Origin of the sequence: Gordonia sp. (in: high G+C Gram-positive bacteria) (assembly GCF_049647785.1) — a bacterium.
In the GTDB taxonomy this organism is placed as follows: Bacteria; Actinomycetota; Actinomycetes; order Mycobacteriales; family Mycobacteriaceae; genus Gordonia.
The window spans coordinates 33807-56413 of the sequence record NZ_JBARYI010000015.1 but is presented as its reverse complement, the minus strand read 5'-3'; the positions used below and the strand labels follow the sequence as shown (position 1 = coordinate 56413).

Below are 22607 nucleotides of genomic sequence, written 5' to 3'. Positions count from 1 at the left end.
CTTCCAGACGCAGTCTCCGAATCAACTTTCCTTCGGAGCCACAAGAGAGGTGATGATGAGCGCTACGACGCTCCAGCCTGATGGTTTAGGCTTACCGCGCAACAGAATTTGGGCTCTATTCGCGGGAATTGGCAGACTTCTGACCGGATTTATTAACCGGTTCACACAAAGCCTGGACACCATCGGCCGCTCAGCGGCGTTGGCTGGCGAGATGATCGGCTTCACCGTCGCCGACGCAATTTCGCTGAAGCTCGCGGGCCGCGAGGTTATCGACCAAATCTGGAAGCTGTTCAAGGTCACCGCGCTTCCCGCGCTGCTGATGGCGGTCCCGATCGGTGCCGAGGTCTCGGTGCAGGTCGGCGGTGTGATGGACCAGGTCGGTGCTAACTCACTCGCCGGTGCCGCCAGTGGTCTCGGGGTCGTGAACCAGGGCGCACCGATGGCCGCGGGTCTACTGATGAGCGGTGCGGCCGCCTCGGCTATCGCATCCGATCTCGGTTCGCGGGCGATCCGCGAAGAAATTGATGCCATGCGAGTGATGGGTGTCAATCCTGTTCAGCGATTGATCGTCCCGCGATTCATCGCGATGCTTTCCATCGCTCCCGCCCTGTGCGTCATGATCATCGCTTCTGGCGTGGGTGCGGGATTGGCGATTTCCGCGAATATCAACAATGTGGTGCCAGCCAGTTTCTGGCAATCGTTCGGAGCCTTTGCGACACCGGTGGATCTAGCATTCTCAGTGTTTAAGACAGTGCTATTTGCCTTCATTGTGGTGGTGATCGCCAGTTTGCGCGGACTCGAAGCCAAGGGCGGGCCAAAAGGTGTCGCGAATGCGGTTAACGCGTCGGTGGTCCTCAGCGTCTTCTGTATCTTCATGGCGAATCTCGCGGTGAGCCAGGTGCAGACAATGTTCTTCCCGGCCAGGTTGGCGTGAGCTCATGACTGAGAATCGAATGCGGTCCGAAGAAATCGCAGTGCGCGGAGGAATTCTGCTCCGGATAGGGCGGGCCATCCGTGGCAAGTTCACCAGTGCCCTCGCCGAGCTCGGACAGATTGCGGTGTTTGTCTGGAAGACGATCATCCTCCTGCCGACAACTGTCCGTCAGTACCGGAAACAGACCCTCAAGACCATGAACGATATGGCCTGGGGAAGTGGATCGATCATCGTCGACGGCGGCGTCGTCAGCCTCATGTTCTTTCTCGGCATCGCCGTCGGTGCGGTGGTCGCGATCATGGCGTTCATGGCATTCGACCTGCTCGGATTTGGTGCCCTGACCGGCATCATCAGCTCATTCGGCAACATTCGGGTGGTCGCACCGATCATTACCGGTATTGGTTTCGCGGCCCAGGCCGGCTGTCGTATGACGGCAGAGATCGGCGCCATGCGAATCTCCGAGGAGATCGACGCGACCGAGACCATGGGTATTAGAGCAATTCCGTTTGTGGTTGGAACCCGCCTGGTCGGCGGCATGCTGGTCGTTTTGCCCAGCTACGTGATGGCCCTGGTCGTTAGCTTTATTACTGGCGGCATCATCGTGAAGAACTTCCACGATCAACCGGCGGGGACGTACGACCACTACTTCGCCCAATTCGTTACCTGGCAGGACCTTCTGGCGTCGATCATCAAGGCGGTGCTGTTCTGCGCCATCGTCACGCTGATCCATTGCTACTACGGCTATTTCGCCAGCGGTGGTCCTGCGGGTGTCGGTGCGGCATCGGGACGTGCGATTCGTGCATCCCTGGTGGCCATCGTCGTTCTGAACTTCCTCATGACCGTAGTCATCTGGGGACTCAATCCGCCGCTCCCGTTTAGAGGTTGACATGGTCAAGGCAATTAATCAGGACTTCGTCCGCGGCAGCGGAATCAATCAGAACCGAACCCTCGTGGTTGCAGGCATCGCGACAGTTGTGGTGGTCGTACTCGTGGCGATTACGACCGCCCTCATATATCCGAAAGCGACCGCCCAGTCAGGGACCAAAGTGCACCTGGTGCTGCCCAACGTGGGACCGGGTCTGCAAAAGAAGAGCAAGGTGCTGCTGCGCGGCGCCGAAGTCGGGGTGGTCACCGACGTGGACTCCAACGACCCGTACTCGGTGCACGTCGATATTGCGCTCGACGAGTCCGCTGCGGCGAGCCTCACCGATTCCTTCGACGTCGACTTCCGGCCGGCGAACTATTTCGGAACTACCGCCGTCAACCTGATCTCGAAGACGGGCGGTGGGGCCATCCGGGATGGCCAGACGATTAATCGGGACTCGGCGCCAGACTTCACCATGTCGACGATGATCGAGCACGGCTCGATAGTGGTGGACGGGAGCCTGACGCGCGACGTCATCAGCAGTCTGAACAAGGTCACCGACTACGCCACCGGGCTCGCCCCGCTGATCGAGACGATGATCGTCGTCAGCGACAACGTTTCACGTACGCAGAAGCACCTGCCAAGCGTGCTGATGTCGCGATTAAACGACCTCACCGCAGTGTTCCCGAAGGCCAACGTGGAGACTCTCGGTGCGCTGAACGCGATCACCAACAGCTCCTTCAACCGGATGCCCGACGGATCGCGCGGTGTGGACAAGGCCTATCACGATCTGATGAATCGGTCGCTCACCGTGGCTTCTGACGGACTGTTCGGTGCGATCGGCGTCCTTCTTGGCTCGCATGCCGCAGAGCTCACGCCGGTGGTCACGGCAGTGAAGTACCTGTCTGACGAAGTTCCCGGCGTGATGGGCGACGCCTCAAACATGACCAAACTGCAGGAAGCAATCGAGGGCTTGAAACGAAGTTTCAAGGGACCCAAGGGACAGCAGACCCTGCAGTTGCGAATCTTGCTGGACTCGGTTCCTGGAATCGCGCAGAGCATGGCCAGCATGGGAGTTGCCCCGGACCAGATTCCAGGCCCGGTCAAGAAGTCCGCCGGGACTGATCAGCCCACGACTAAGAAAGAGGGCTGATTGTGGCCTCACCACGAGTACAGACACTGATCTCCGGATCCAAGGTGGCAGCGGTTGCCGTCGGCGCGCTGTTGCTCTTCGTCCTGGTTGTCAACGCGATGCGCAATCCGGTCGAAGAGAGCACTCGCTCATATTCGGCGGACTTCACCGATGCGTCGGGACTGCATCCCAATGGGGACGTCCGGTATCGAGGCAAGCGCGTCGGCAAGGTCACGAAGGTCGAGCTCACTGAGGGAGTGTCCCGAGACAAGCCGCTAGCGCATGTTGAGTTCACCCTCGCCGACGACCACACGATCACCGACAAAACGATCCTGGCGATCAAATACCAGAACCTGACCGGTGTTCGATACATCGACGTCCGCGGCGACGAGCCCGGGCTGCGGACCAGTCATGTTCCGGTGAGCCGAACGGTCCCGTCCTTCGATATCACCGAGCTGTTCAACGGCCTGCAGCCGGTGCTGACGACCATGAATACCAGCGACATCAACGAGTTCAGCCAGAACGCGATCGCACTCCTGCAGGGTGATGGCACCGGGCTGGGGCCGATGCTTGACAGCACCCAGAAGTTGACGAAGTACGCCAAGAGCAGGCAGCAACTTCTCACGCAACTCACCACGAACCTGGGGCGAATCTCCGATGTCATGGGTGGCCGGAACCAGAACGTGATGGAGTTCCTCCGCGCGGTCGACCTGCCCATAACGAGTGCGACCACCGTGCTGGACGAGTTCGCGGTGACAGCGTCGGCCGGGCCCGCGCTCTTTGAGCCCGTCGAACGCATTTTGACCGCATTCAATGTGCACGACGACACCGACATGCCGAGCCGCATCAAGGCGATCTTCAAGAACTCCACGCAGTTGCTTGGTGTGTTCGACCTCGTACCCAACGCGTTGGACGGACTGAAAAGCACCAATGGATTCCAAGAACCGTATCCGAAGTGCTCAAAGGGGACCGCGAAGATCCCGCTCGAGGCACAGTACTTTCTCGATGACAGGCAGGTGACCCTGTGCAACCCATGACCGCTCTCCGCAAACTGCGGATGCCGCATAAGAAGAAGCCGCAGCGGGACGCGAGCAGAAAGCTTCTCGGACTCTCCGTCATCGTGGTCGCGCTCTTGGTCCTCGGGGGAATCTTCGTCCTCTATGTCCATCCCCCCGGCAAGAAAGCCGTCAGCTTTGAAGTAACCGACGCGGCTTCGATCCACTCTGGCGAGGACGTCCGCATCGCTGGCATCGTCGTCGGCAAGGTATCCGCAGTCACTATGCAGCGGGATACCGTCTTAGTTGAGACTCGGATCGACGAGTCGGCTTTTGTCGGCGACAGAGCGACAGTCGACGTCCGCATGCTGACACCGGTCGGCGGCTACGCGATCACCCTGACGCCGCGCGGCACCAACGAGATCTCGGGGACCATCCCATCGTCGCGGGTGACGGTGCCGTACTCGATTGGCGACGTTATCCAGGCCGCACCGCATACGACCGACGGGATCGAAACGCCAACCTGGCATTCGAACATCAAGCAGGTGGCAGATGCGCTGGGTAAGAACGACACGTCACTTCGCTCGATTGTGGACGGACTCGACTCGGTGACCGGCGTTTTTGCCAAGCAGCGCAGCCAGGTCCAGCAGGTCGCCCAGCTAGCAGCGCAATACCTGAACACCTTCAACTCGAACAGGGAATTCGTCTTCACCCTGGTCCAGAAGCTCGATTCCGTGGTCACCGCCTACCACATCAATTCCGCGGGCTTCAACTACGCGTACAAGCTGTTCGCCGACGTGCTGTACAAGGCATCACCGTCGTTCCGGACCTACTTGGTCAACAGCCAAGCCTACGAGCCGCAGATTCGATCGATCATGGAGACGATTCGCACGATGCAGAACGATCTGGAGCCGACAATCAACGGGCTCATCGGGATGCGCGACAAGCTGAAGGGGTCGCTGACGCCTGACAGCTTGCGCCAGATGAGCAATGGCCAATTGGTCCTTGAGAATCTCTGCATACCGGTCGCCGGAAAGGAATGCTGACATGGCGGACATGAACGAAAGCGTGTCGGATTCCGCGATCGTCGCTGAACCTGTGCAGGTTCCCCGTGCTTCGCGGACCCGACGCCGTCTCCTAAGCACACTGGCTGTCGGGGTAGCTGCGGTCGTGGGTGTGACTGCGGCCGGGGTCGGCTTTACTGGTGCGGAAGCGACCGCGACGGGAACGGCAGGCGGCGACGGCTTCTGCGTCGACTTCACCGACGCGATCGGACTTTACATCGGGAACCCCGTCACACAGATGGGTATGCAAGTCGGCACGGTCAAGGAGATTAGCGCCCGCGGCAATCACGTCCGCGTCACGTTCTCTCTTGACGCTGCGCGCGCCTACCCCGCATCGGTTAAGGCCGTGACCCGATCGAAGTCACTATTGGCCGACCGAAGCCTCGAACTGGTTGGCAACTACCAGAGCGGGCCGGTGCTGGAAGCTGGCCACTGTATTTCCATTGACAGCAGCTACACGCCGAAGCCCATCAGTGAGGTCGCGGGATCGGCCTCTGAGTTCCTCGAAGGACTGTCGAAGGACGGTGGCGTCGAGCTGCAGCGCGCATTGACCGGTGCTGATCGAGCTCTTGACGGAACCGGGGAAAAAGCGAACTCCATGTTCCGCAATGCCGCAGAGGCCGCACGCAACCCCGATGGTTTTACGGCCGACATCGGTTCGTCGATTGCCGACATGGCGCCGCTGACTCAAGAGGCGTTGAAGCACTGGGAGCAGATCATGTCTCTCGCGGACCAAGGCACCTCCGTCACGAATCTGGGCACCACCCTGTTCTACGATGTCGCCAAGTTCTGCCGCGGCATCGGCTGGACGATTGCCCTCATGTGGGACGTCTGGAAGAACTACGGTCCGGAACTCGAGCAGGTTGTCCTCGATGTCGGCACGCCAGTGGTCGGCATGATCGCTGGAAACGCTCCGAGCTGGAGCAAGAACCTAAGCACCCTCACGCCGGCGATCGGGGACGCGCTGCGAGATCAGACTGCGGCCTCCGGCGCGCTGTCGGTTCCGTACCGGGCACCGTCGGTCAAGGTGACCCCCGAGCAGTGCAAGGCCCTGGGGAAAGCGTGCACGCGTGGGTCGAATGAGACGACGTCGGTCAACCCGATCGACCTGGTGCTGAAGGCAGGAGCGAAGTGAAGACCAAATGCTCATGGACGCTCATCGCCCTTGCCGCGATGATGCTGGTGCTGTCGAGTTGCTCTCTCAGCCCAAACAGGCTTCCGTCGGTCAAGGCCGGCGTGAGCTCGGACTACAAGGTCACGTTGAAGTTTGCCAGCGTGCTAAACCTGCCGACCGGTGCCGACGTCATGATGAACGGACTGCAGGTGGGCCGCGTCGAGTCGCTCAACGAATCCAAGGATGGCGTCGACGTGGTCGTCGGCCTCACGGCGTCGCGACCGGTCCCGGCCGACGTCACCGCGATCATCCGTCAGAACACTCCGCTGGGTGATACCTACCTCGGGTTCACGCTGCCGGAACAACCAACCAACCAAGGCAACCTGCACGACGGTTCCGTGATCCCGATGTCGCGAACCACGTCGCCGCCGACGCTTGAGGACACCATCTCGGTGCTTGCCTACTTCGTGAACGGCGGCAGCATCCAGAAGGTTCAGGACACGATGAATACCTTGAACAAGACCCTGCCGGACGTCAAGAATGTCCGACGAATTGCGACCACGGTGGCGACGGACCTCAACGATCTCGGGGAGAATGTCGACGAGATCGATCGCCTGCTCAACGGCCTCAATGGCGTCGCGAAGTCGTTCCCGGAAAGCAAAGTGGAGATCGAGCACGTGTTTGGAGACGAAGGCATCGACTTCTTCCACACCGTGGGGTACTCCCTGGTTCGACACATTGCCACCCTCCTTCCGTCCGTCGGCTCGGTCTTTACCGGTGGTTTGTGGGTGACGCCGCTTCTGAACTCGGTCGCCACGGCCGCCGAGAATGCGGCACCGATCTGGCCTGCTGGCGACAAGATGTTGGCCAGCGGAAACGACTTCATCAGCAACACGTTGAAGCCTTTCCTCAAGAACCCGCGCGTTGCCATCACGTCGGTGAAGGCGATGGGGAGTGACAGGCAGATGCTTGCCGACTCCGCGTCGGTCCTGCGTGTTCTGGGGGTGGTCCGATGATGACGAAGACACGACTTTCCGTCCTCGGGATGGCATTGATCATGGTCCTTTCGGTGCTCTACATCTTCCAGGTGGGGCTCCATTTGAAGACCATCGGAGCGCGGTACGCGAGCATCACCGTTCAGGACACGAATGGAATTCTTGTTGGCTCACGCGTCCTCCTGCGCGGCATTGAGATCGGACACGTTACCGAGATCTCGCAGACTCCCGAAGGTGCTCGGGTGACCTGGGATTACAAGGACACACAGCAGATCCCGGTGGCAAGCGATTACCGTGTCGACAACCTGTCGGCACTCGGCGAGGCCTACGTGGCAGTGTTGCCGACGACTGATTCCGGGCCGTATCTGGTGAACCACGCGAGTATCGAGAGCCAGCGGGTTCGGGAGGCGTCCACCTTCAAAGACTTGTCGAGGCAAGTGACGAAGGTCCTCACCCAGGTCGACCCGAAGCAAGTGAAGAACGTTTTCGCCCAGCTCGATGCCGGGCTGCCGGAGGACTCCGAAGTTCTCGGCAATCTCAACCGGGTGGGCACGCTGCTGACCGCCGAATTTGTTCGTAACGAGGATTCGCTGCGAACGCTGCTGTCGACCATGCAACCCCTGTTGATGCGTTCGGAGCGACTGCCTGCGGACTTGGCCGGAATCTCCGCGAATATTCGCGGATTCGGCAAGATGTTCTCGTACATGCAAGACGGCGTCAAGGACGCGATCGACTGGTCCGGGCCGATGTACACGGGAATCACAGAGGGGGCGACCCCTCTCGTTGCCCTCCTGCAGAAGTTCCTCGACGAGAACTCGGGCAACCTCAAGATCATCGGTGACAACTTGCTGCCGGTGACGGCGGCAGGTGCCGCGTCGATGCGGACAGTGAATGGCGGGAAATTTCTTGACACGTTGATCGCCGCGACGAACCAGGGTGCCCTGACGATTCGAATTCCTTCCGGGGGACGGTAGGCCATGGCGCTTGTAACCGCATCATGCGATGGACGCCTCGGCGCCCAGTGCCGACGACCTTTACGGCGGCCGGGGTATGGCAGCCAGCGACAAACCCGAATCGGACTTTTAGGAGATAAATGATGAGTGATCCCAGCCTTAACCCGCATCGCGTCGACAAGAGCTTGGCCTCGATCGTCGACGGCGAAGCCGCCAACGGCAACCTCGAGGAAGAGGCGGTGGATCTCCAAGCGACGAAGCCTGCGCGCAGTGGTCGCGTACGGGCGCAGGGCAAAAAGTCGACGAACACCGAAGTGTCGTCGACGAAGCCCGCTGCGAGTAGAGAAGCGAAGGAAGCCGACAAGCCTGTGGAACCTTTGAGCGGCGGTGCACTCGCCAGCCGGACCGTGAGCATTAAGGCACTCCTGACTGGTGCGGCGATCCTCGCCGTGGGGGTGCTGATTGCGGCGCTGAGCTGGACGGTGGTGTCGAAGTCATCGGAGATCGACGATATGAAAGCCGCGAGGGCCGATACCGCTCACGCCGAGCAGGTGGCACTCGACTACGCGACAGGTGCGGCCGACATGAGCTACGAGGACACGCAAGGTTGGCTCAAGCGGTTGACCGCGAACACTACTCCGGAGCTCGGCACCAGACTGCGCAACGCAGCGGGACAAATGGAACAGTTACTGCGGCCGCTGCAGTGGTCGTCGACGTCGTCGCCGATCTCCGCGAAGGTTACGTCCGTTGATGGTGACGTTTACAAAGTGGACTCGTTCGTTGGCATTGTGACCAAGAACGTGCAAGCACCTGCCGCTGGCGTCGAGACAACAGCTACCTACAAGCTGACCATTGACAAGGCGCAGGACTGGAAGATCACCGCGATCACCAGCAACGGGACCAACCTCGATGCGAACGGTGCAACGCCTGCGGATGGCACCTCCGGCACGACTGGCACCCCGCAGCAGTCCCAAGCACCCGCACCGAACAACGGCGATGTGCCCGCTACTCCGGGCAATTAATCGAGGATGAAACAGATAGGAACTAAATCATGGGTGTAGAAGTCAGTGTTGCGAACCTGACCAAGTCATTCGGGTCGCAGAACATTTGGCGCGACGTTAGCCTTACCCTGCCGAGAGGAGAGGTCAGCGCGCTACTGGGGCCGTCGGGTACCGGGAAGTCCGTGTTCTTGAAGACGCTGATTGGACTCCTGCACCCGGAGCAGGGCTCGGTCATCGTAGATGGCGCCGATATCACGCAGTGTTCGGCAAAGGAACTCTACGAGATCCGCAAATTGTTTGGTGTCCTCTTCCAGGATGGCGCGCTGTTCGGCTCGATGAGCTTGTTCGACAACATCGCCTTCCCACTTCGTGAGCATACGAAGAAGAAGGAGGATGAGATCCGTCGCATCGTGATGGATAAGGTCGAACTCGTCGGTCTGACTGGAGCCGAGGACAAGCTGCCCGGTGAGATCTCCGGTGGTATGCGTAAGCGTGCTGGCCTGGCTCGCGCTCTGGTTCTGGATCCGGAAATCATCCTGTGCGACGAGCCTGACTCGGGTCTGGACCCGGTCCGTACCGCTTATATTTCGCAGTTGTTGATCGACATCAACGCCGAGATTGATGCGACGATTCTGATCGTGACGCACAACATCAACATCGCCCGCACGATTCCGGACAACATCGGCATGCTGTTCCGTAAGGAGCTGGTCATGTTTGGTCCGCGCGAGCAGCTGCTGACCTCGGAGCAGCCGGTCGTCAAGCAGTTTCTCTCCGGTGACCGCTTCGGACCGATCGGTATGTCGGAGGAGAAGGACGAGTCGGTCGTGGCTGCGGAGGCGCAGCTGCAGGCGGCCGGTATTTCCGGTGGCGGCACGCAGGAAGACTTCTCCGAGATCATTGCCCAGGTGCAGCCGAACCCCGGTATGCCAGTGCGGCAGGCCGCGATCCGGCACCGGCAGAACGTTCTCGAGATGCTGCCCACGCTCCCTGTTGGAGCGCAGGATGCAATTCGGCGGAGCATGGCCGACGATGACGCCCTAAGTGCTAATTCGCGTCTCGCCGATACGTCGATGGTTGACACGGTGCCTATTGCTCTGGTGTGAGTCGCCGAGCATTTTCACGTATCTCACAACGCGACCGAATTTCAGTCGGTTTCACGACGGGATGGGTGTTCCGGTAAGGAATGCCGACTCCGCCAAAAACCTCTCGACGTTTCGGCTAACGATGTTGGAGACAAACTTCGACAGGGTTCCTCAATACTTTGGGCTGGACGCCGACGGAATGACTGGTTCGGTGCAGGAAGCGGTCCGCTGCGGTGGGGTGGGATCCAATCGCGTCGGAATCAACTCCGGTCACCGCTTTTCCACGATTCTCGGATCCTTCCTACTGGAACGATTCGAATGCCCATATTCTGAGTGCTCCTGATCTCTTCGCCGGCGAGGGCGGTCTTTGTCCATAACGGCCAGATGCTGACGACGCTGATGTCGTCCAGTGCCCGCTCCAACTCCAGAGCCGGCGAAGCCAGCGACCCGAACTTGGCGGGACGGTAGGCATCGAGTCTCGGCTCTTGATGGACCGCGGTCAATCGGCCGACGTGCGAGAGGGTGTCGAGTCGTTCCTTGAGAAGCGGCCAGCGGACTTTACCGATACGGTCAGCGATCATGGCGACGATTTCGCCTGGTAATAGTGTCGCTAAGACCCGGGCCCTCAGCACCACAGGTGGTGTTGAGGGCCCGGGTCTAATTTGGTTGTATTGCCTGACCGTACCTCGACGATTAGAGGGTGTCTTGGTGGCCAAACAAGGTCGACGACACAAGGGGAGCCATCGGTCCGCCGATAAACAGTGACGTGCGGGCACCTTGAACCTGGTTGGGTGAGGTGCCCCGGATTTGACGCACCGCCTCGACTGCCAGGCCCATCCCGTTGACAAAGCTGTCGGCGATATTGCCGCCGCTGGTATTGACCGGGAGTTTGCCGATGCCCGCCGTCATGTTGTCGACGGTGAGGACCTCACCTGCGGCCGGTCCGGTCGGCGCAAGACCGTGATCGATCAGCGCAGCGACGGCAGGCCCGGAAAAGTTCTCGTAGACCTGGGTGACGTCCACGTCTCCCGGGCCCAAACCGCTCGCTGCCCAAAGTCGGTCAGCCACCCCCGGCCGCCCGTCGCGACCGGCGAAACCCGCGGTCGTGTACATGTCGTCGTTGTCGATGAGTGACGAGTACCCACCGGGGGCGCCCTGCGCGCCACCGAGAAGGTAGGCGGCATCCGAGCGCATCGCGCGTGCTCGTTCGGCTGAGACCACGATTAAGGCGACCGCACCGTCGTTCTCCCTGGAGCAGTCGTACAGGTGGAACGGTTCGGTGATGAGTCGCGAATTGTCGTAGGTGGTCTCATCGAGCGGTTTGCCGTACCCCGCGGCCGTGGGGTTGTTCTGTGCGTGACGGTACGCGGCGAGGACCAGTGAACGCAGTGACTCCCGTGGGACGCCGTCGTGCTCAAGAAGCCGTTGAGTGCGAAGTGCACAGACCTGGGCCGGAGATCCGACGCCGTGCGCGAGATAATGGGGCCCGTAGAAGTACGAGGCATAGCCGAGCCTGCCGGTGTCGACTTGGGCCATGGACCGGAAGACGACAACGGTATTGGCCTGTCCGCTAGCTATGGCGACCGCCGCATTGTTAATCGCGGCAGCGACTCCTCCGCCGCCTCCTCCCCACATCATGGTGGACCAGAGGACATCGTGAACACCGAGAGCGCCGCCGAGCGTTGCCCCATCAAAACCGCCGCCCGCGTAGGAGACGAATCCGTCGATCTCGTGGGGATCAATGTCGGCGTCTCGGCACGCCGCGACGATGGCTTCCAAGGTCATCGGCAGTTCGCCATGCGGTGCCTCGCCGCGCTTGTAATGGTGGTCGGCAACGCCGACAACGGCGGCTGCGCCGCGCAAAGGTGAAGTCATGGTCTTACGTCCTGTCGTCGAACGGGTACCAGCGCAACAGGGGCCATACAGCGCCCTCGTCGAGTTCGAATCGGCCCTGCACCGCGTCGCCGATCGCGATGTGGTGGCTGGCGGCGTCCGGCATGAGCCCGAGGACGCGTCGACCGCCAGCGTGGGGGAGTTCCACCAGCGCCGTCACGTAGGGCGTGCGGTGGGCGTATTCCCGGATAAACGGGTGGTAGCTGCGCGACCACGCGTAAACGACACCAATGGGGTCAACGGACTCCCATGCCGGGTTGAAAGTGTGGCACCTGGCGCAGATCCATTGTGGTCCCCAAATCCAGGTGCGGCAGTTGGTGCAGCGCTGCAGACGCAGTTCCTCAGCCTTCATGCCCTCCCAGTGGGGCTGGTCCAAGCCGTCGGGCGCTGGGCCCCACGGATACACCGGTTCCCTCCCGCCTAATTCAGCGGTGGCCCGATCGACCTCCGTTGGTGTGGGGTTCATTCTTCGTCTCCCTGTCGGCACCTATACTCTCGATAAAGCTAACGGCATTAGATTTAAAACGCAAGGCGATTGCGCGGAGTTTTAGGTGTTGCTGGAGGGTGCAGAGGACTACCCTTAAATGCATGAACGATCCGACGGTGACGGATCCGGACCACTACCGGGTCCTCTGGGAAAACGAGCGAGTTCGCGTTCTTGAGTACCGTGACACTCCGGGCGACGCCACGCATCCGCACGACCACCCCGACAGTGTGATGGTGACGCTGTCGTCGTTTGAGCGGGTTATCGCCTCGGGTGGGCGGGAGATGCCGGTCAGCCTTGACGCTGGCGAGGCGCGGTGGTTGCCCGCACAGAGCCACCGCGGCACCAACGTTGGAAACACTGAGACCCACGTGATTTTCGTGGAGTTGAAGGAGCCCGCAGCTGCCGGGGGCACCGGTGATTCCCCGCTGGGACCGTCTGCGAGCTGAGGGGTCTACCGCGCGCTACTGCGCCAAGAATTTATTCACGTTCCGGCTGACGACGTTCGGGACAAACTTCGACAGATTACCCAGCACCTGAGTTTGGACGCCGACTGAATAGCTGGTGCGACGCAGGAGGCGGTCGGCCGCCGACGGATGCACGGACTCCCAGACCTTCTCGGCGACGTCTTCGGGGGTCAGGCGAATGCCCAGGACGTGCGCGGAGCGGGTTTCCGGCGCGGCGAGGGCGGTTTTGGCCCACAGTGGCCAGATGCTGACGACACGAATGTCGTCCGGGGCCCATTCCAACTCGAGGGCTTCGGTGAGGCCGGCGACGTAAAATTTGGCGGCACTGTAGGTGGCGATGCCAGGCTGACCGTAGATGGCCGACGCCGAAGCAATGTTCACCATGTGCGACGACGGGGTCGCCTTCAAATACGGATACGCGGCTTGGGCGCCGAAGGTGATCCCGAGCGCGTCGATCTCGATCTGTGAGCGGATGGCATCGGCCGAAATCTCCGACAATGGACCGGCGACGAGGATGCCTGCGTTGTTGTCGAGTACGTCGAGTTCGCCGCCGGTGTGCGAGGTGAAGTCAGCGAGCGCGTCGGCCCACTGTTGCGGTTCGCGAACGTCGAGTGTACCGACGATGAAGTCGGGATTCTCGGCCTTGGCGCTGGCGAGGGCTGCTTCGCTGACGTCGTAGATGCCGACGGTCCAGCCTTGCGATGCAAACTTCGTTGCAGTTGCCAGGCCGATACCTGCGGCACCGCCGGAAATAAAGATCGATGGCATGTGTTCTCCCACTCTGGCTTCCGAGGAAAGCCGCGCTGCGGACGTGAATGTCAGGTAAGCCTCGCAGAGCCATATGCGGGGCGGCAAGAGAGTGCTACCGTGACAACAATCATTGTTACAACGGGTAGTGGGATGTTGACCGGGAGGTCAGTGATGACTGCAGCAATCGAACGCGACAATCTGGATGCGCAGGTGGCACACCTAGCGGACGTCAGCCAGCAAGATAGGGGAGTCGAACAAGTCTCCGACCGACTGCTGGCCTCTGCGGCACGACTGTCGCGCAATGCAATGACCGAAATCGACTGGACATTGCCCATGGAACCCGACAAGTACGGGTGCAGTCCCGAATGGTCATCGCTCTACGGCACCGACTATTGGAACGAACTCACGACCGCACAGCAGATAACGCTCACGCGCTACGAATTCGCGTCGGTGATGAGCATCGGAATCTGGTTCGAAATGGTGCTGCAGCAATTGATCCTGCGCGACCAATATGCGGGCCAGTACCACTCCGCAGAATTTCAATTCTCCCTCGTGGAAGTGGCCGACGAATGCCGTCACTCACTGATGTTTGCGAAGGCTACGGAGAAAATGGTCGGCGCGTCGTACAAGCCGCACCCGCGAATCGTAACGATGGGTCGCGGGTTCCCGCTTATGGTGAATCGCGAAACCGCTTACGCCGGAATGCTTGTCGCCGAAGAAATCCTGGATGTGTTCCAGCGCGGCTGCATGCGCGACGACCGCGTCCTGCCATTCATTCGGACCGTCAACGAAATTCACGTGCTCGAGGAATCGCGGCACATGAAGTTTGCGCGCGAGCAGATCCGCGACCAAATGAAGGCGGTCGGGCGGACGCGTCGGCAGGTGAGTGCGACCGGCATCGCTGCCGGGGCATACTTGATCGTCGAATCGATGGTGCAGCCGCAGGCCTACCGCGATGCGGGCCTGGACGCGCGTCGTGCGGTCGCTGAACGTCGGGCCAACACCCACTACCACTCCATGCTGCGCAGCAGCTGCGTGCACTTGATGGAGTTCCTCGACGAGGCCAACCTGCTCACCAAGCCGGCAATGCGGTACTACCGCAAAGCCCACATGATCTAGGGATCCGCCGTGACTTTCGTCATCACCTCGTCGTGCTGCAGCGACGCCGGGTGCGTCGCAGTCTGCCCCGTGAACTGCATTCATCCGACGCCCGACGAGCCCGGTTTCGGGACGTCCGACATCCTGCACATCGATCCGGAAGCGTGCATCGACTGTGGGGCGTGTGCGGACGCGTGCCCGGTAAACGCGATCTTCCCGGTGGACCGGCTCGCCCACCGCGACCGGGTCTTCATCGACATCAACGCCAGCTACTACCGCGATAACCCGCAGCCGTCGGGATGGTCGGAGGTGGTGTACCCGGTGATTCCGAAACTGCCCGCCGACCTGAGGGTGGCAATCGTCGGGACAGGACCGTCGGGCGGGTACGCGCTGCGGACCCTCCTCAACCGGACCGAAGCGACCGTGACCGTCTTCGACAAACTCCCCACCCCCGGCGGCCTGGTCCGCGCGGGTGTCGCCCCCGATCATCCGAGCACCAAAGACGTGATGAAAACGTTCGACCTGCTCTACCGGGATCCGCGCGTCACGATGGCGACCAACGTCGAAATCGGGCCCGAGGTGAATGCCGGGCAGATTACGCCCGCCGAGTTGGCCGAGCATTTCGATGCCGTCTTCTACGCGGTCGGAGCATCGGCGTCGCGGCGGCTCGGCATCGCGGGGGAGGACTTGCCGGGCAGTACCTCGGCCACCGAACTGGTGGCCTGGTACAACGCGGTTCCGGGAGCGCAGGGCCCACGGTTCGTCGGCGGCGGGAGCGGCCGCGCGGTCATCGTCGGGACCGGCAATGTGGCACTCGACGTCGCCCGAATACTGGTGTCACCGCCGGAAGCATTGGCGGCCACCGACATCGCCGACCGAGCATTGGCGCTACTGCGCCAGCAGAACGTCCACGAAGTGATAGTTCTCGGGCGACGTGGGCAAGCCGATGCCGCCTACACCTCGGCCGAATACCGGGCCCTGGAGACCATCCCCGGTGTGGAGATCGTCGTCTACGACGGCGACGACCTGCCGGACCTGTCCGGACCCGCATCGCCGGACCGCCGTCGAATCGTATTCGCCTTCCATGCCGTGCCCGAAGCCGCACGCGGTGACGATCACCTGCGGTCGGTCCGAGTCCGCGCCGGAGATCAGGCCCGCGAAATAGCCAGTGACCTGCTAGTACGGGCGATTGGCTACCGTTCCACATCCATCGATGGGCTCCCATTCGACGAAGCCGACGGCCGGTTCCCCGTCCGTGACGGTCGTATCGTCGGAGACGGTGGCACCCCGCTTCCCGGTGCCTACGCGGTCGGGTGGGCGGCCCGCGGATCGACCGGCGGCATCGGTGCCAACAAGGTTCACGCCATCGCGACCGTCGAAGCGTTCATGAACGACGTCGTCGAAGGGCTACCCCGCACCACCGCCGCACCGGAAGCATTTGGCGAACTGCTCGCCCGCAGACAGCGGAGGTCGTTGGGGTACCGCGGCATCGCAGCCATCGATCGCATGGAACGCGAACGCGGTGCCCAACAGGGCCGACCGCGCGTGAAGTTCACCGAAGTCGGCGACATGCTGGCCGCCGCGGGCCGCCGTCGTCGTTGATGTGTTGCGACTACAGGGGCCGTTGAGGCTTCTGGGGCGCAGCGCCCGACCGAATTCCCCCTTTTCTGTCGCATCGTTTGATCGAGTGCCGACCAGACCGTCCCCGATCGGGGCGATCGGTGACGGTCTGGTCGAATCGTGACACAAAAGGGGAAAGGGGCGGAGCCCCAAACGGCACCAAAGGCTGCCGGAATGGGCGGAACGGCGTGTTCGCTCAGTCGAATCTCAGTTCGCGCGATAAGACTGTAGCCATGCGCATCCTGGTGGTGGACGACGATCGTGCGGTCCGTGAGTCGCTTCGGCGATCGCTCAGCTTCAACGGGTATACCGTCGATACAGCTGGCGACGGACTCGAAGCACTCGAAAAAGTAATAGCCGACCGACCCGACCTGATGATTCTCGACATGATGATGCCGAGGCTCGACGGACTCGAAGTCTGTCGTCGACTGCGGTCCGCCGGCGACGACCTCCCAATCCTCGTGCTCACCGCCCGCGATTCGGTGTCCGAGCGAGTCAGCGGGCTCGACGCCGGTGCCGACGACTACCTGCCGAAGCCGTTCGCACTCGAAGAACTGCTGGCACGCCTACGGTCGTTGCTGCGCCGAACCACCCGCGAAGACGAAGAATCCGAAGCCGTCTCATACTCCGACCTCACGCTCGACCCGGTCACGCGTGAAGTCACCCGCGGGGAACGCCAAATCAGCCTGACTCGCACCGAATTTGCGCTACTGGAACTGCTGATGAGCAATCCGAAGCGGGTTTTGACGCGCAGCCGCATCCTCGAAGACGTGTGGGGCTACGACTTCCCGACGTCCGGCAACGCCCTTGAGGTGTACATCGGTTACCTACGTCGCAAGACTGAAGCCGACGGCGAGGCGCGCCTCATTCATACGGTGCGTGGCGTGGGCTACGTGCTCCGCGAAGGCACCCCGTAACCCGTGCGGGGACCATTCCGGCTCACGCGGGCCGTCTCCCTTCGCCGTCGTGTCGCCTTGCTCGCCGCGGCGGTCGTGCTGCTGTCGGCCATGCTGATGGCTGGCGCCGCATACATGGTGGTGTCGCGATCCATGTACAACGACGTCGACACCCAGCTCATCGCGCGAGCCGACGGCTTGACGGCACTGGCAAAACTCGGGCGTCTCAGCAATGGGCCGGAAGCACTGGTTGCGGGCACTGTGTTCTCGACGTCGATCACGGTGGCGTTGGTGGAAGAAAACGGCCGTGCCGTCATGGTCGGAGATGTGCCATACGGCGAGCCGGAACTCGAAATCTCGCGGTCGACAAACCCGCCGGGCAAGTTGAACCAAAGCCTGCGAACCACAGCTAATCACCGCGTCTTGGCACGCAAACTCTCCGACGGCAGCACGCTGGTGTTGGCGCAATCGTTGGACCGGACCGATGCGGTGCTTCACCGCTTGGCGTCGGTGCTGTTCATTGTCGGCGGTGCTGGCGTGGCTTTCGCCGCAATCGCGGGCACCGTTGTTGCGCGAACCGGCTTGCGTCCGGTGACCCGACTGACGGCCGCCGCCGAACGGGTGGCGCGCACGCAAGACCTGACACCGATCCCGGTTACCGGCACCGACGAATTGGCGCGGCTGACCGAGAGTTTCAATACGATGCTGCGGGCGCTCGCAGAATCCCGCGACAAGCAGGCACGACTCGTCGCCGACGCGGGGCATGAACTGAAGACGCCGCTGACATCGTTGCGGACAAACTTGGAACTGCTGATCGCTTCATCGGCACCCGGAGCCCCGCCCGTGCCGGTAGCCGACATGGTCGAGTTGCGGTCAGATGTGGTCGCGCAGATCGAGGAACTCTCCACCCTTGTCGGCGACCTGGTCGATTTGGCGCGTGACGACGCCCTCGAAGCCGTCCACCAGGAGGTGGGGCTTGAGGACGTGATCGACTCGGCTTTGGAACGCGTGAAGCGCCGTCGAGCCGACATTGAATTCGACGTCCAAACCACACCGTGGTTTGTGTTCGGCGAAGAGCACGGACTGTCCCGCGCGATGCTCAATGTGCTCGACAACGCTGCCAAGTGGAGTCCGCCAAACCGGGCCGTAAAGATTCTTCTAGTGCAGACCGGCCCCACGACCGCCGAACTGTCAGTTTCCGACGCCGGCCCCGGTATCGCGCCGGAAGACCGGGAGATGGTGTTTGAGCGCTTCTATCGCGCCGACTCAACACGCTCAATGCCCGGCTCCGGACTTGGTTTAGCGATCGTTCGTCAGGTCGTTACGCGTATCGGTGGCTCGGTAAAAGCGGACGTCTCCGACGAGGGTGGTGCACTCATCCGAATGACCTTCCCCGGGCTTCCGCACCACACCGAACCGGATCCGATTGTGGTTCGACGCTGATCAGAGCCGCTCACAGGAAGTTGGCAGGAAGCTGACAGAAGTTATGCACTGGGGACTGAGACGCTTCACAGAATGGTGCAATACGCTAACTACCATGACGAACGGCGAAACCCCCGGCAACAACGATTGGCGGCAGGTGCCCGGCAATTCGAATCCGCAGTCGGGGCAGTTCCCGGCCTACGGGGTCGACCCGCAGCAGCAGCCCCAGAATCCCCAAGGCCAGCAGCCCCAGAATCCGCAGGGACAGCAGACCCCGCAATCGTCGGGGCAGGACCCGCGGAACACTCAGCAATTTCCGCCGTCCCCGCACGCGCCGAGCTACGGCACGCCGTCAACAGGTCAGTTCCCGGCCGCTCCGTATGGAACTTCGGCCTTCGGCACCTCGCAGCAGCCCTTCCAGAACCCGCAGGGCCAGCCCGCGTTGGCACCCTCGGCTCCGCAGGAGAAAAAGGGCAGCGCAGGTAAAAAGATGCTCGTCGGCGCAGCAGCCGTCGCGCTGCTGGCTGGCGGTGCCGGTGGACTCATCGGCGCGGGTGTCGCCGACAACGGGTCGAACAATTCGACATCAACCAACGTCGCCGCCAGCGGCCCCACCGACACCAAGCAGCCGGCGGCAGCACCGGGATCCGTCCAGGCAACCGCGGCAGCCGTGCTTCCGTCTGTCGTGTCGATCATGGTTCAGGTCGGCAATCAGTCCGGTTCCGGTTCGGGCGTCATCCTCAGTGACGATGGCGTGATTCTGACGAACAACCACGTGATCAGCGCGGGCGGTGGACGCCCGGCCGACAAGATTCTCGTCAGCTTTAACGACGGCAGTCGTGCCCCCGCGAAGGTCATCGGAACGGATCCGACGTCGGATATCGCCGTGATTCAAGCGGAGAAGACGGGCCTCAAGCCCGCTACGATCGGATCGTCGGCCAACCTCAGCGTGGGGCAAGAGGTGATCGCGATTGGTTCGCCGCTCGGCCTGGAGGGAACAGTGACCACCGGCATCATTAGTTCGCTGAATCGACCTGTCTCGACATCGGGAACCGATGGTGTGGAGTCGGTAATGGACGCGATTCAAACCGATGCCGCCATCAACCCGGGCAACTCGGGTGGTGCTTTGGTCAATGGCAATGGTGCGCTCATCGGGATCAACAGTGCGATTGCCACCGTGAACGGCAGCTCCGAGCAATCGGGCAGCATCGGCCTCGGTTTCGCGATCCCCGTCGACCAAGCAATGCGCATCGCCAACGAACTCCGCGCCAACGGTAAAGCCTCGCAGGCAACCCTCGGTGCCAACGTCCGTCCCAGCACGGACCTGACGCATCCGGGCGCTCTGGTGGTCAGCCTGGTGAGCGGTGGTGCGGCGGAACAGGCGGGGATCCCGAAGGACGCAGTGATCACTCAAGTTAACGATCGCAAGATCCCCTCCTCAGACGCGCTGGTGGCGGCTATCCGTTCGTTCGCCCCGGGGGATACCGTGAAAATCACCTACGTAATCGGTGGTCAAACTAAGACCGTCGATGCAAAGCTGGGCGCAAGCTAGTCACAACACGCAGACATCACGAACACGCAGACATCACGGGAACACGGAGGGCACCGCCCGGGCGGTGACTCGAGGGAAGGTTGGATCAATGATTGACTCCGCAGACGTCGAAGCCGAAGCAGTCGTACGCGGTATCGCGACTCCGCGTGCACTCGTGGTGGTGATCGACGATCGCATCGGCGACGGTGAGGGTCCGGAACTGCTGGGTCCGCTGGTTGTGGAACTCCTAGAGGAAGCGGGCTTCCACGTCGATGCCACCACCGGCGTCTCTGGCGACGAAGTGGAGATTCGCAACGCCATCAATACAGCCGTGATCGGTGGCGTGGACCTGGTGGTGTCGACCGGCGGAGTCGGGGTGGGCCCGCGCGACGTGGTTCCCGAAGCCACCGAGCCGCTCCTAGACCGTCGTCTCCGCGGAATTGAAGAGGCGATTCGCAGTTCCGGCCTGTCCGCGGGATCTGCAGATGCGGGGCTGTCACGGGGCATGGCTGGCATTTCTGGTCAGACCGTCGTGGTGAACCTCGCCGACTCGCGGGCCGCAGTGCGCGACGGCATGGCGACCCTGATGCCGTTGGCGCATCACGTGATTGCCGCGATCAGTGAGTTCTGAGAACCCGACTCCGGATCTGCCCAGTAGCGACGAGCAAGCCGTCAAAGACGACGCGGACTGGCGTCGCAAACGTCGCCTCGACGCCGTTTTTGGCGATGACCTGCCGGAAATCGTGACCGATCCGGGCGAAAATCCGCATGCCGGACGCCCCCGCAGTTGGTATGAGGACAACACCCCTCCGCATCACGGCTGACCCGTCCGCAAGTGAACTCATCGGTAGGTGATCCTTTTCACCAAGATCCGGACAAACATGGCCTCCGATGAGCGGACTTCAGCTCACCTGCGCTAATCTAAGCTTCAGCTTAGAAGCCGTATCTTGTCGCACATTTGTGGGCGACAGTAGTGCAGGTCACATGAAGGGTGAGCGTGTGAAGATCAGTGGAATCGGGACGCGCCGGGCGGCAGCAGCTGCCGCAGTTGCGTTGACCGCGGTAACCGGAGTGGTGGCAGTTGGGTCGGGCGATGCAAACGCTGGCCGTCTGCCGAATGGGCATACCAAGGCCGTCGGAATTGACGGTCAGGTTGTCAACATCTCGCGCAGTAACGAAAGCAGCCGCGTCATGCCGTCGATGGCGGCGAACGGCGCTGGTCGTGCCGCTGCCGTGTCCGGTGTGTACAAGGCAACCCTGAGCAAGGGTGCGGGCATCATGACCGTGGGCTACCTAATTGGTTGCCAGGTAAATCTCGGCAGCCTCAGCACCAGCCTCGGAGGCACGATCAGCTTGACTGGCGCTACGCTCAGCGGCGGATTGAGCTTGCCGCTGGCACCGGGACAGGTTGTTTTTGCCAAGTCTGACGCGATGAAGATCACCAAGGGCAAGGCCACCATCATGATCGATAGCCTCGCCATCAACGTGGAGAGCTGTGGCGGCCAGGCTTCCGCGCGGTCGCTGGTCCAGGTGACGGCGGCCGAAGGCTACGACGCCAAGGATAAGGTCCTGTCCGGCAACAGCGGATACGTGCAGGCCAACCTGTACGGTCGCCCCTTCAGCCTCGGCTGATCCGAGTTCACAGAATCAGCGAGGCTTAAATTATGAACAAGCGTGTAATCCGCGGACTCACCGCGACCGCAGCAATCGCCGGGGCTGTCGTCCTCGGTGCCAGCACGGTCGGCCCGGCGAGCGCAGGGCCCCTGCCCGGGGCATCTAAGACCAAGTCGTTCCCCGACGGCAGCATCACGATGAAGCTCTATGACGAATCGGCGAAGATTAGCCGTGCGGTCAGCAACATCTCGACCTCGCGGGAAGTAATGGTGTCGGGCAAGGTGCGCGTCACCACCTCCGGCGACGTCAAGGGCGGAAGCATCAACGCCGGATATATTGTCGGCTGCCAGGTCGACTTCAATGGCGGTACCGTCGGCGGATCGGGTGGGCCCGGCTATACGTGGAAAGGCTCGACCACAGGGCGCACTGCTAATGGTGGGACAACCGGCGGTCTGTCCCTCGGCCCCGGCCAGGCAGCGTATGTCCCCGTCGTGAAGGCAGTCGTCGGCGAGGACGTCGTCAACAGCTTCAACTTCAAGGGTTCCACCGGCGGTGTGGTCTACAGCGGCGAGCGCTTCAGCGTCGACGGCTGTGCTGGCTACGCCCAGGCACGCGCCAGGGTGACTGTCCGCGTCGCAACGCCGACCTTCTTGGGCAACGTCACCATGTACGGCAAGCCGTTCAACATCGGCTGACG

24 protein-coding genes are annotated in these 22607 nt (G+C 61.8%); 20 read left to right on the top strand and 4 right to left on the bottom strand.

The window, feature by feature from the left end:
* The first annotated feature begins 211 nt into the window (after positions 1 to 211).
* The 10 genes from WBA38_RS01695 to WBA38_RS01650 all read left to right on the top strand — a co-directional run bounded on the left by WBA38_RS01695 (position 212) and on the right by WBA38_RS01650 (position 10156).
* Positions 212 to 934 (top strand): ABC transporter permease, encoded by a 723-nt coding sequence (locus tag WBA38_RS01695; protein WP_424321923.1) that lies wholly within the window; start codon positions 212 to 214, stop codon positions 932 to 934.
* A gap of 4 nt (positions 935 to 938) precedes the next feature.
* Positions 939 to 1820, top strand: a complete 882-nt coding sequence (locus tag WBA38_RS01690) for an MlaE family ABC transporter permease (protein ID WP_424321889.1) — start codon at positions 939 to 941, stop codon at positions 1818 to 1820.
* 1 nt (position 1821) lies between these two features.
* Positions 1822 to 2952, top strand: coding sequence for an MlaD family protein (locus WBA38_RS01685; RefSeq protein ID WP_424321888.1), 1131 nt, complete (start codon positions 1822 to 1824; stop codon positions 2950 to 2952).
* Between the two features lie 2 nt (positions 2953 to 2954).
* Positions 2955 to 3968 carry an MlaD family protein gene (locus WBA38_RS01680; RefSeq protein ID WP_424321887.1) on the top strand — a complete coding sequence of 338 codons (1014 nt, stop codon included), beginning with the start codon at positions 2955 to 2957 and terminating at the stop codon, positions 3966 to 3968.
* Positions 3965 to 4972, top strand: a complete 1008-nt coding sequence (locus WBA38_RS01675) for an MlaD family protein (protein WP_424321886.1) — start codon at positions 3965 to 3967, stop codon at positions 4970 to 4972. The genes WBA38_RS01680 and WBA38_RS01675 overlap by 4 nt, the downstream gene beginning before the upstream one ends.
* 1 nt (position 4973) lies before the next feature.
* Positions 4974 to 6125 (top strand): MlaD family protein, encoded by a 1152-nt coding sequence (locus tag WBA38_RS01670; protein ID WP_424321885.1) that lies wholly within the window; start codon positions 4974 to 4976, stop codon positions 6123 to 6125.
* The gene (locus tag WBA38_RS01665; RefSeq protein WP_424321884.1) at positions 6122 to 7120 is read left to right on the top strand and encodes an MlaD family protein; all 999 of its coding nucleotides are present in this window, start codon (positions 6122 to 6124) and stop codon (positions 7118 to 7120) included. Before WBA38_RS01670 ends, WBA38_RS01665 begins: the two co-directional genes overlap by 4 nt.
* Positions 7117 to 8073, top strand: coding sequence for an MlaD family protein (locus WBA38_RS01660; protein ID WP_424321883.1), 957 nt, complete (start codon positions 7117 to 7119; stop codon positions 8071 to 8073). Before WBA38_RS01665 ends, WBA38_RS01660 begins: the two co-directional genes overlap by 4 nt.
* A 122-nt stretch (positions 8074 to 8195) precedes the next feature.
* Positions 8196 to 9074: a hypothetical protein gene (locus WBA38_RS01655; RefSeq protein WP_424321882.1), complete on the top strand. Its 879-nt coding sequence runs from the start codon at positions 8196 to 8198 to the stop codon at positions 9072 to 9074.
* A gap of 29 nt (positions 9075 to 9103) precedes the next feature.
* Entirely contained in the window at positions 9104 to 10156 is a 1053-nt protein-coding gene (locus tag WBA38_RS01650) for an ABC transporter ATP-binding protein (protein WP_424321881.1), read from the top strand.
* Positions 10157 to 10395: 239 nt separating this feature from the next.
* Here WBA38_RS01650 and WBA38_RS01645 read toward each other — a convergent pair whose 3' ends face one another.
* The 3 genes from WBA38_RS01645 to WBA38_RS01635 all read right to left on the bottom strand — a co-directional run bounded on the left by WBA38_RS01645 (position 10396) and on the right by WBA38_RS01635 (position 12380).
* Positions 10396 to 10716, bottom strand: a complete 321-nt coding sequence (locus WBA38_RS01645) for a hypothetical protein (protein ID WP_424321880.1) — start codon at positions 10714 to 10716, stop codon at positions 10396 to 10398.
* Between the two features lie 112 nt (positions 10717 to 10828).
* Positions 10829 to 12010, bottom strand: a complete 1182-nt coding sequence (locus tag WBA38_RS01640) for a thiolase C-terminal domain-containing protein (protein ID WP_424321879.1) — start codon at positions 12008 to 12010, stop codon at positions 10829 to 10831.
* Between the two features lie 4 nt (positions 12011 to 12014).
* Complete coding sequence (locus WBA38_RS01635) at positions 12015 to 12380, bottom strand: Zn-ribbon domain-containing OB-fold protein (RefSeq protein ID WP_424321922.1); 366 nt, start codon at positions 12378 to 12380, stop codon at positions 12015 to 12017.
* Positions 12381 to 12616: 236 nt separating this feature from the next.
* On the opposite strand from WBA38_RS01635, the gene WBA38_RS01630 reads away from it, so the two are divergent.
* Positions 12617 to 12961 carry a cytoplasmic protein gene (locus WBA38_RS01630; RefSeq protein WP_424294539.1) on the top strand — a complete coding sequence of 115 codons (345 nt, stop codon included), beginning with the start codon at positions 12617 to 12619 and terminating at the stop codon, positions 12959 to 12961.
* A 15-nt stretch (positions 12962 to 12976) separates the two neighbouring features.
* Here WBA38_RS01630 and WBA38_RS01625 read toward each other — a convergent pair whose 3' ends face one another.
* On the bottom strand, positions 12977 to 13747 hold the full coding sequence (locus WBA38_RS01625) for an SDR family oxidoreductase (protein ID WP_424294540.1): 771 nt from the start codon (positions 13745 to 13747) through the stop codon (positions 12977 to 12979).
* Between the two features lie 153 nt (positions 13748 to 13900).
* Here WBA38_RS01625 and WBA38_RS01620 point away from each other — a divergent pair, with 153 nt between their 5' ends.
* The 9 genes from WBA38_RS01620 to WBA38_RS01580 all read left to right on the top strand — a co-directional run bounded on the left by WBA38_RS01620 (position 13901) and on the right by WBA38_RS01580 (position 22605).
* Entirely contained in the window at positions 13901 to 14848 is a 948-nt protein-coding gene (locus tag WBA38_RS01620) for an AurF N-oxygenase family protein (RefSeq protein ID WP_424321878.1), read from the top strand.
* A gap of 9 nt (positions 14849 to 14857) precedes the next feature.
* Positions 14858 to 16429 (top strand): 4Fe-4S binding protein, encoded by a 1572-nt coding sequence (locus WBA38_RS01615; protein ID WP_424321877.1) that lies wholly within the window; start codon positions 14858 to 14860, stop codon positions 16427 to 16429.
* A 251-nt stretch (positions 16430 to 16680) separates the two neighbouring features.
* Positions 16681 to 17364: a response regulator transcription factor gene (locus WBA38_RS01610; protein ID WP_424293072.1), complete on the top strand. Its 684-nt coding sequence runs from the start codon at positions 16681 to 16683 to the stop codon at positions 17362 to 17364.
* Between the two features lie 3 nt (positions 17365 to 17367).
* Positions 17368 to 18786 carry an ATP-binding protein gene (locus WBA38_RS01605; RefSeq protein WP_424293073.1) on the top strand — a complete coding sequence of 473 codons (1419 nt, stop codon included), beginning with the start codon at positions 17368 to 17370 and terminating at the stop codon, positions 18784 to 18786.
* Between the two features lie 94 nt (positions 18787 to 18880).
* Positions 18881 to 20317 (top strand): S1C family serine protease, encoded by a 1437-nt coding sequence (locus tag WBA38_RS01600; RefSeq protein ID WP_424293074.1) that lies wholly within the window; start codon positions 18881 to 18883, stop codon positions 20315 to 20317.
* Between the two features lie 88 nt (positions 20318 to 20405).
* On the top strand, positions 20406 to 20927 hold the full coding sequence (locus tag WBA38_RS01595) for a MogA/MoaB family molybdenum cofactor biosynthesis protein (RefSeq protein WP_424293075.1): 522 nt from the start codon (positions 20406 to 20408) through the stop codon (positions 20925 to 20927).
* Positions 20917 to 21120 (top strand): hypothetical protein, encoded by a 204-nt coding sequence (locus WBA38_RS01590; RefSeq protein ID WP_424321876.1) that lies wholly within the window; start codon positions 20917 to 20919, stop codon positions 21118 to 21120. The genes WBA38_RS01595 and WBA38_RS01590 overlap by 11 nt, the downstream gene beginning before the upstream one ends.
* Positions 21121 to 21295: 175 nt before the next feature.
* The gene (locus WBA38_RS01585; protein WP_424321875.1) at positions 21296 to 21928 is read left to right on the top strand and encodes an MspA family porin; all 633 of its coding nucleotides are present in this window, start codon (positions 21296 to 21298) and stop codon (positions 21926 to 21928) included.
* Between the two features lie 32 nt (positions 21929 to 21960).
* Positions 21961 to 22605 (top strand): MspA family porin, encoded by a 645-nt coding sequence (locus WBA38_RS01580; protein WP_424293078.1) that lies wholly within the window; start codon positions 21961 to 21963, stop codon positions 22603 to 22605.
* Positions 22606 to 22607 lie beyond the last annotated feature (2 nt).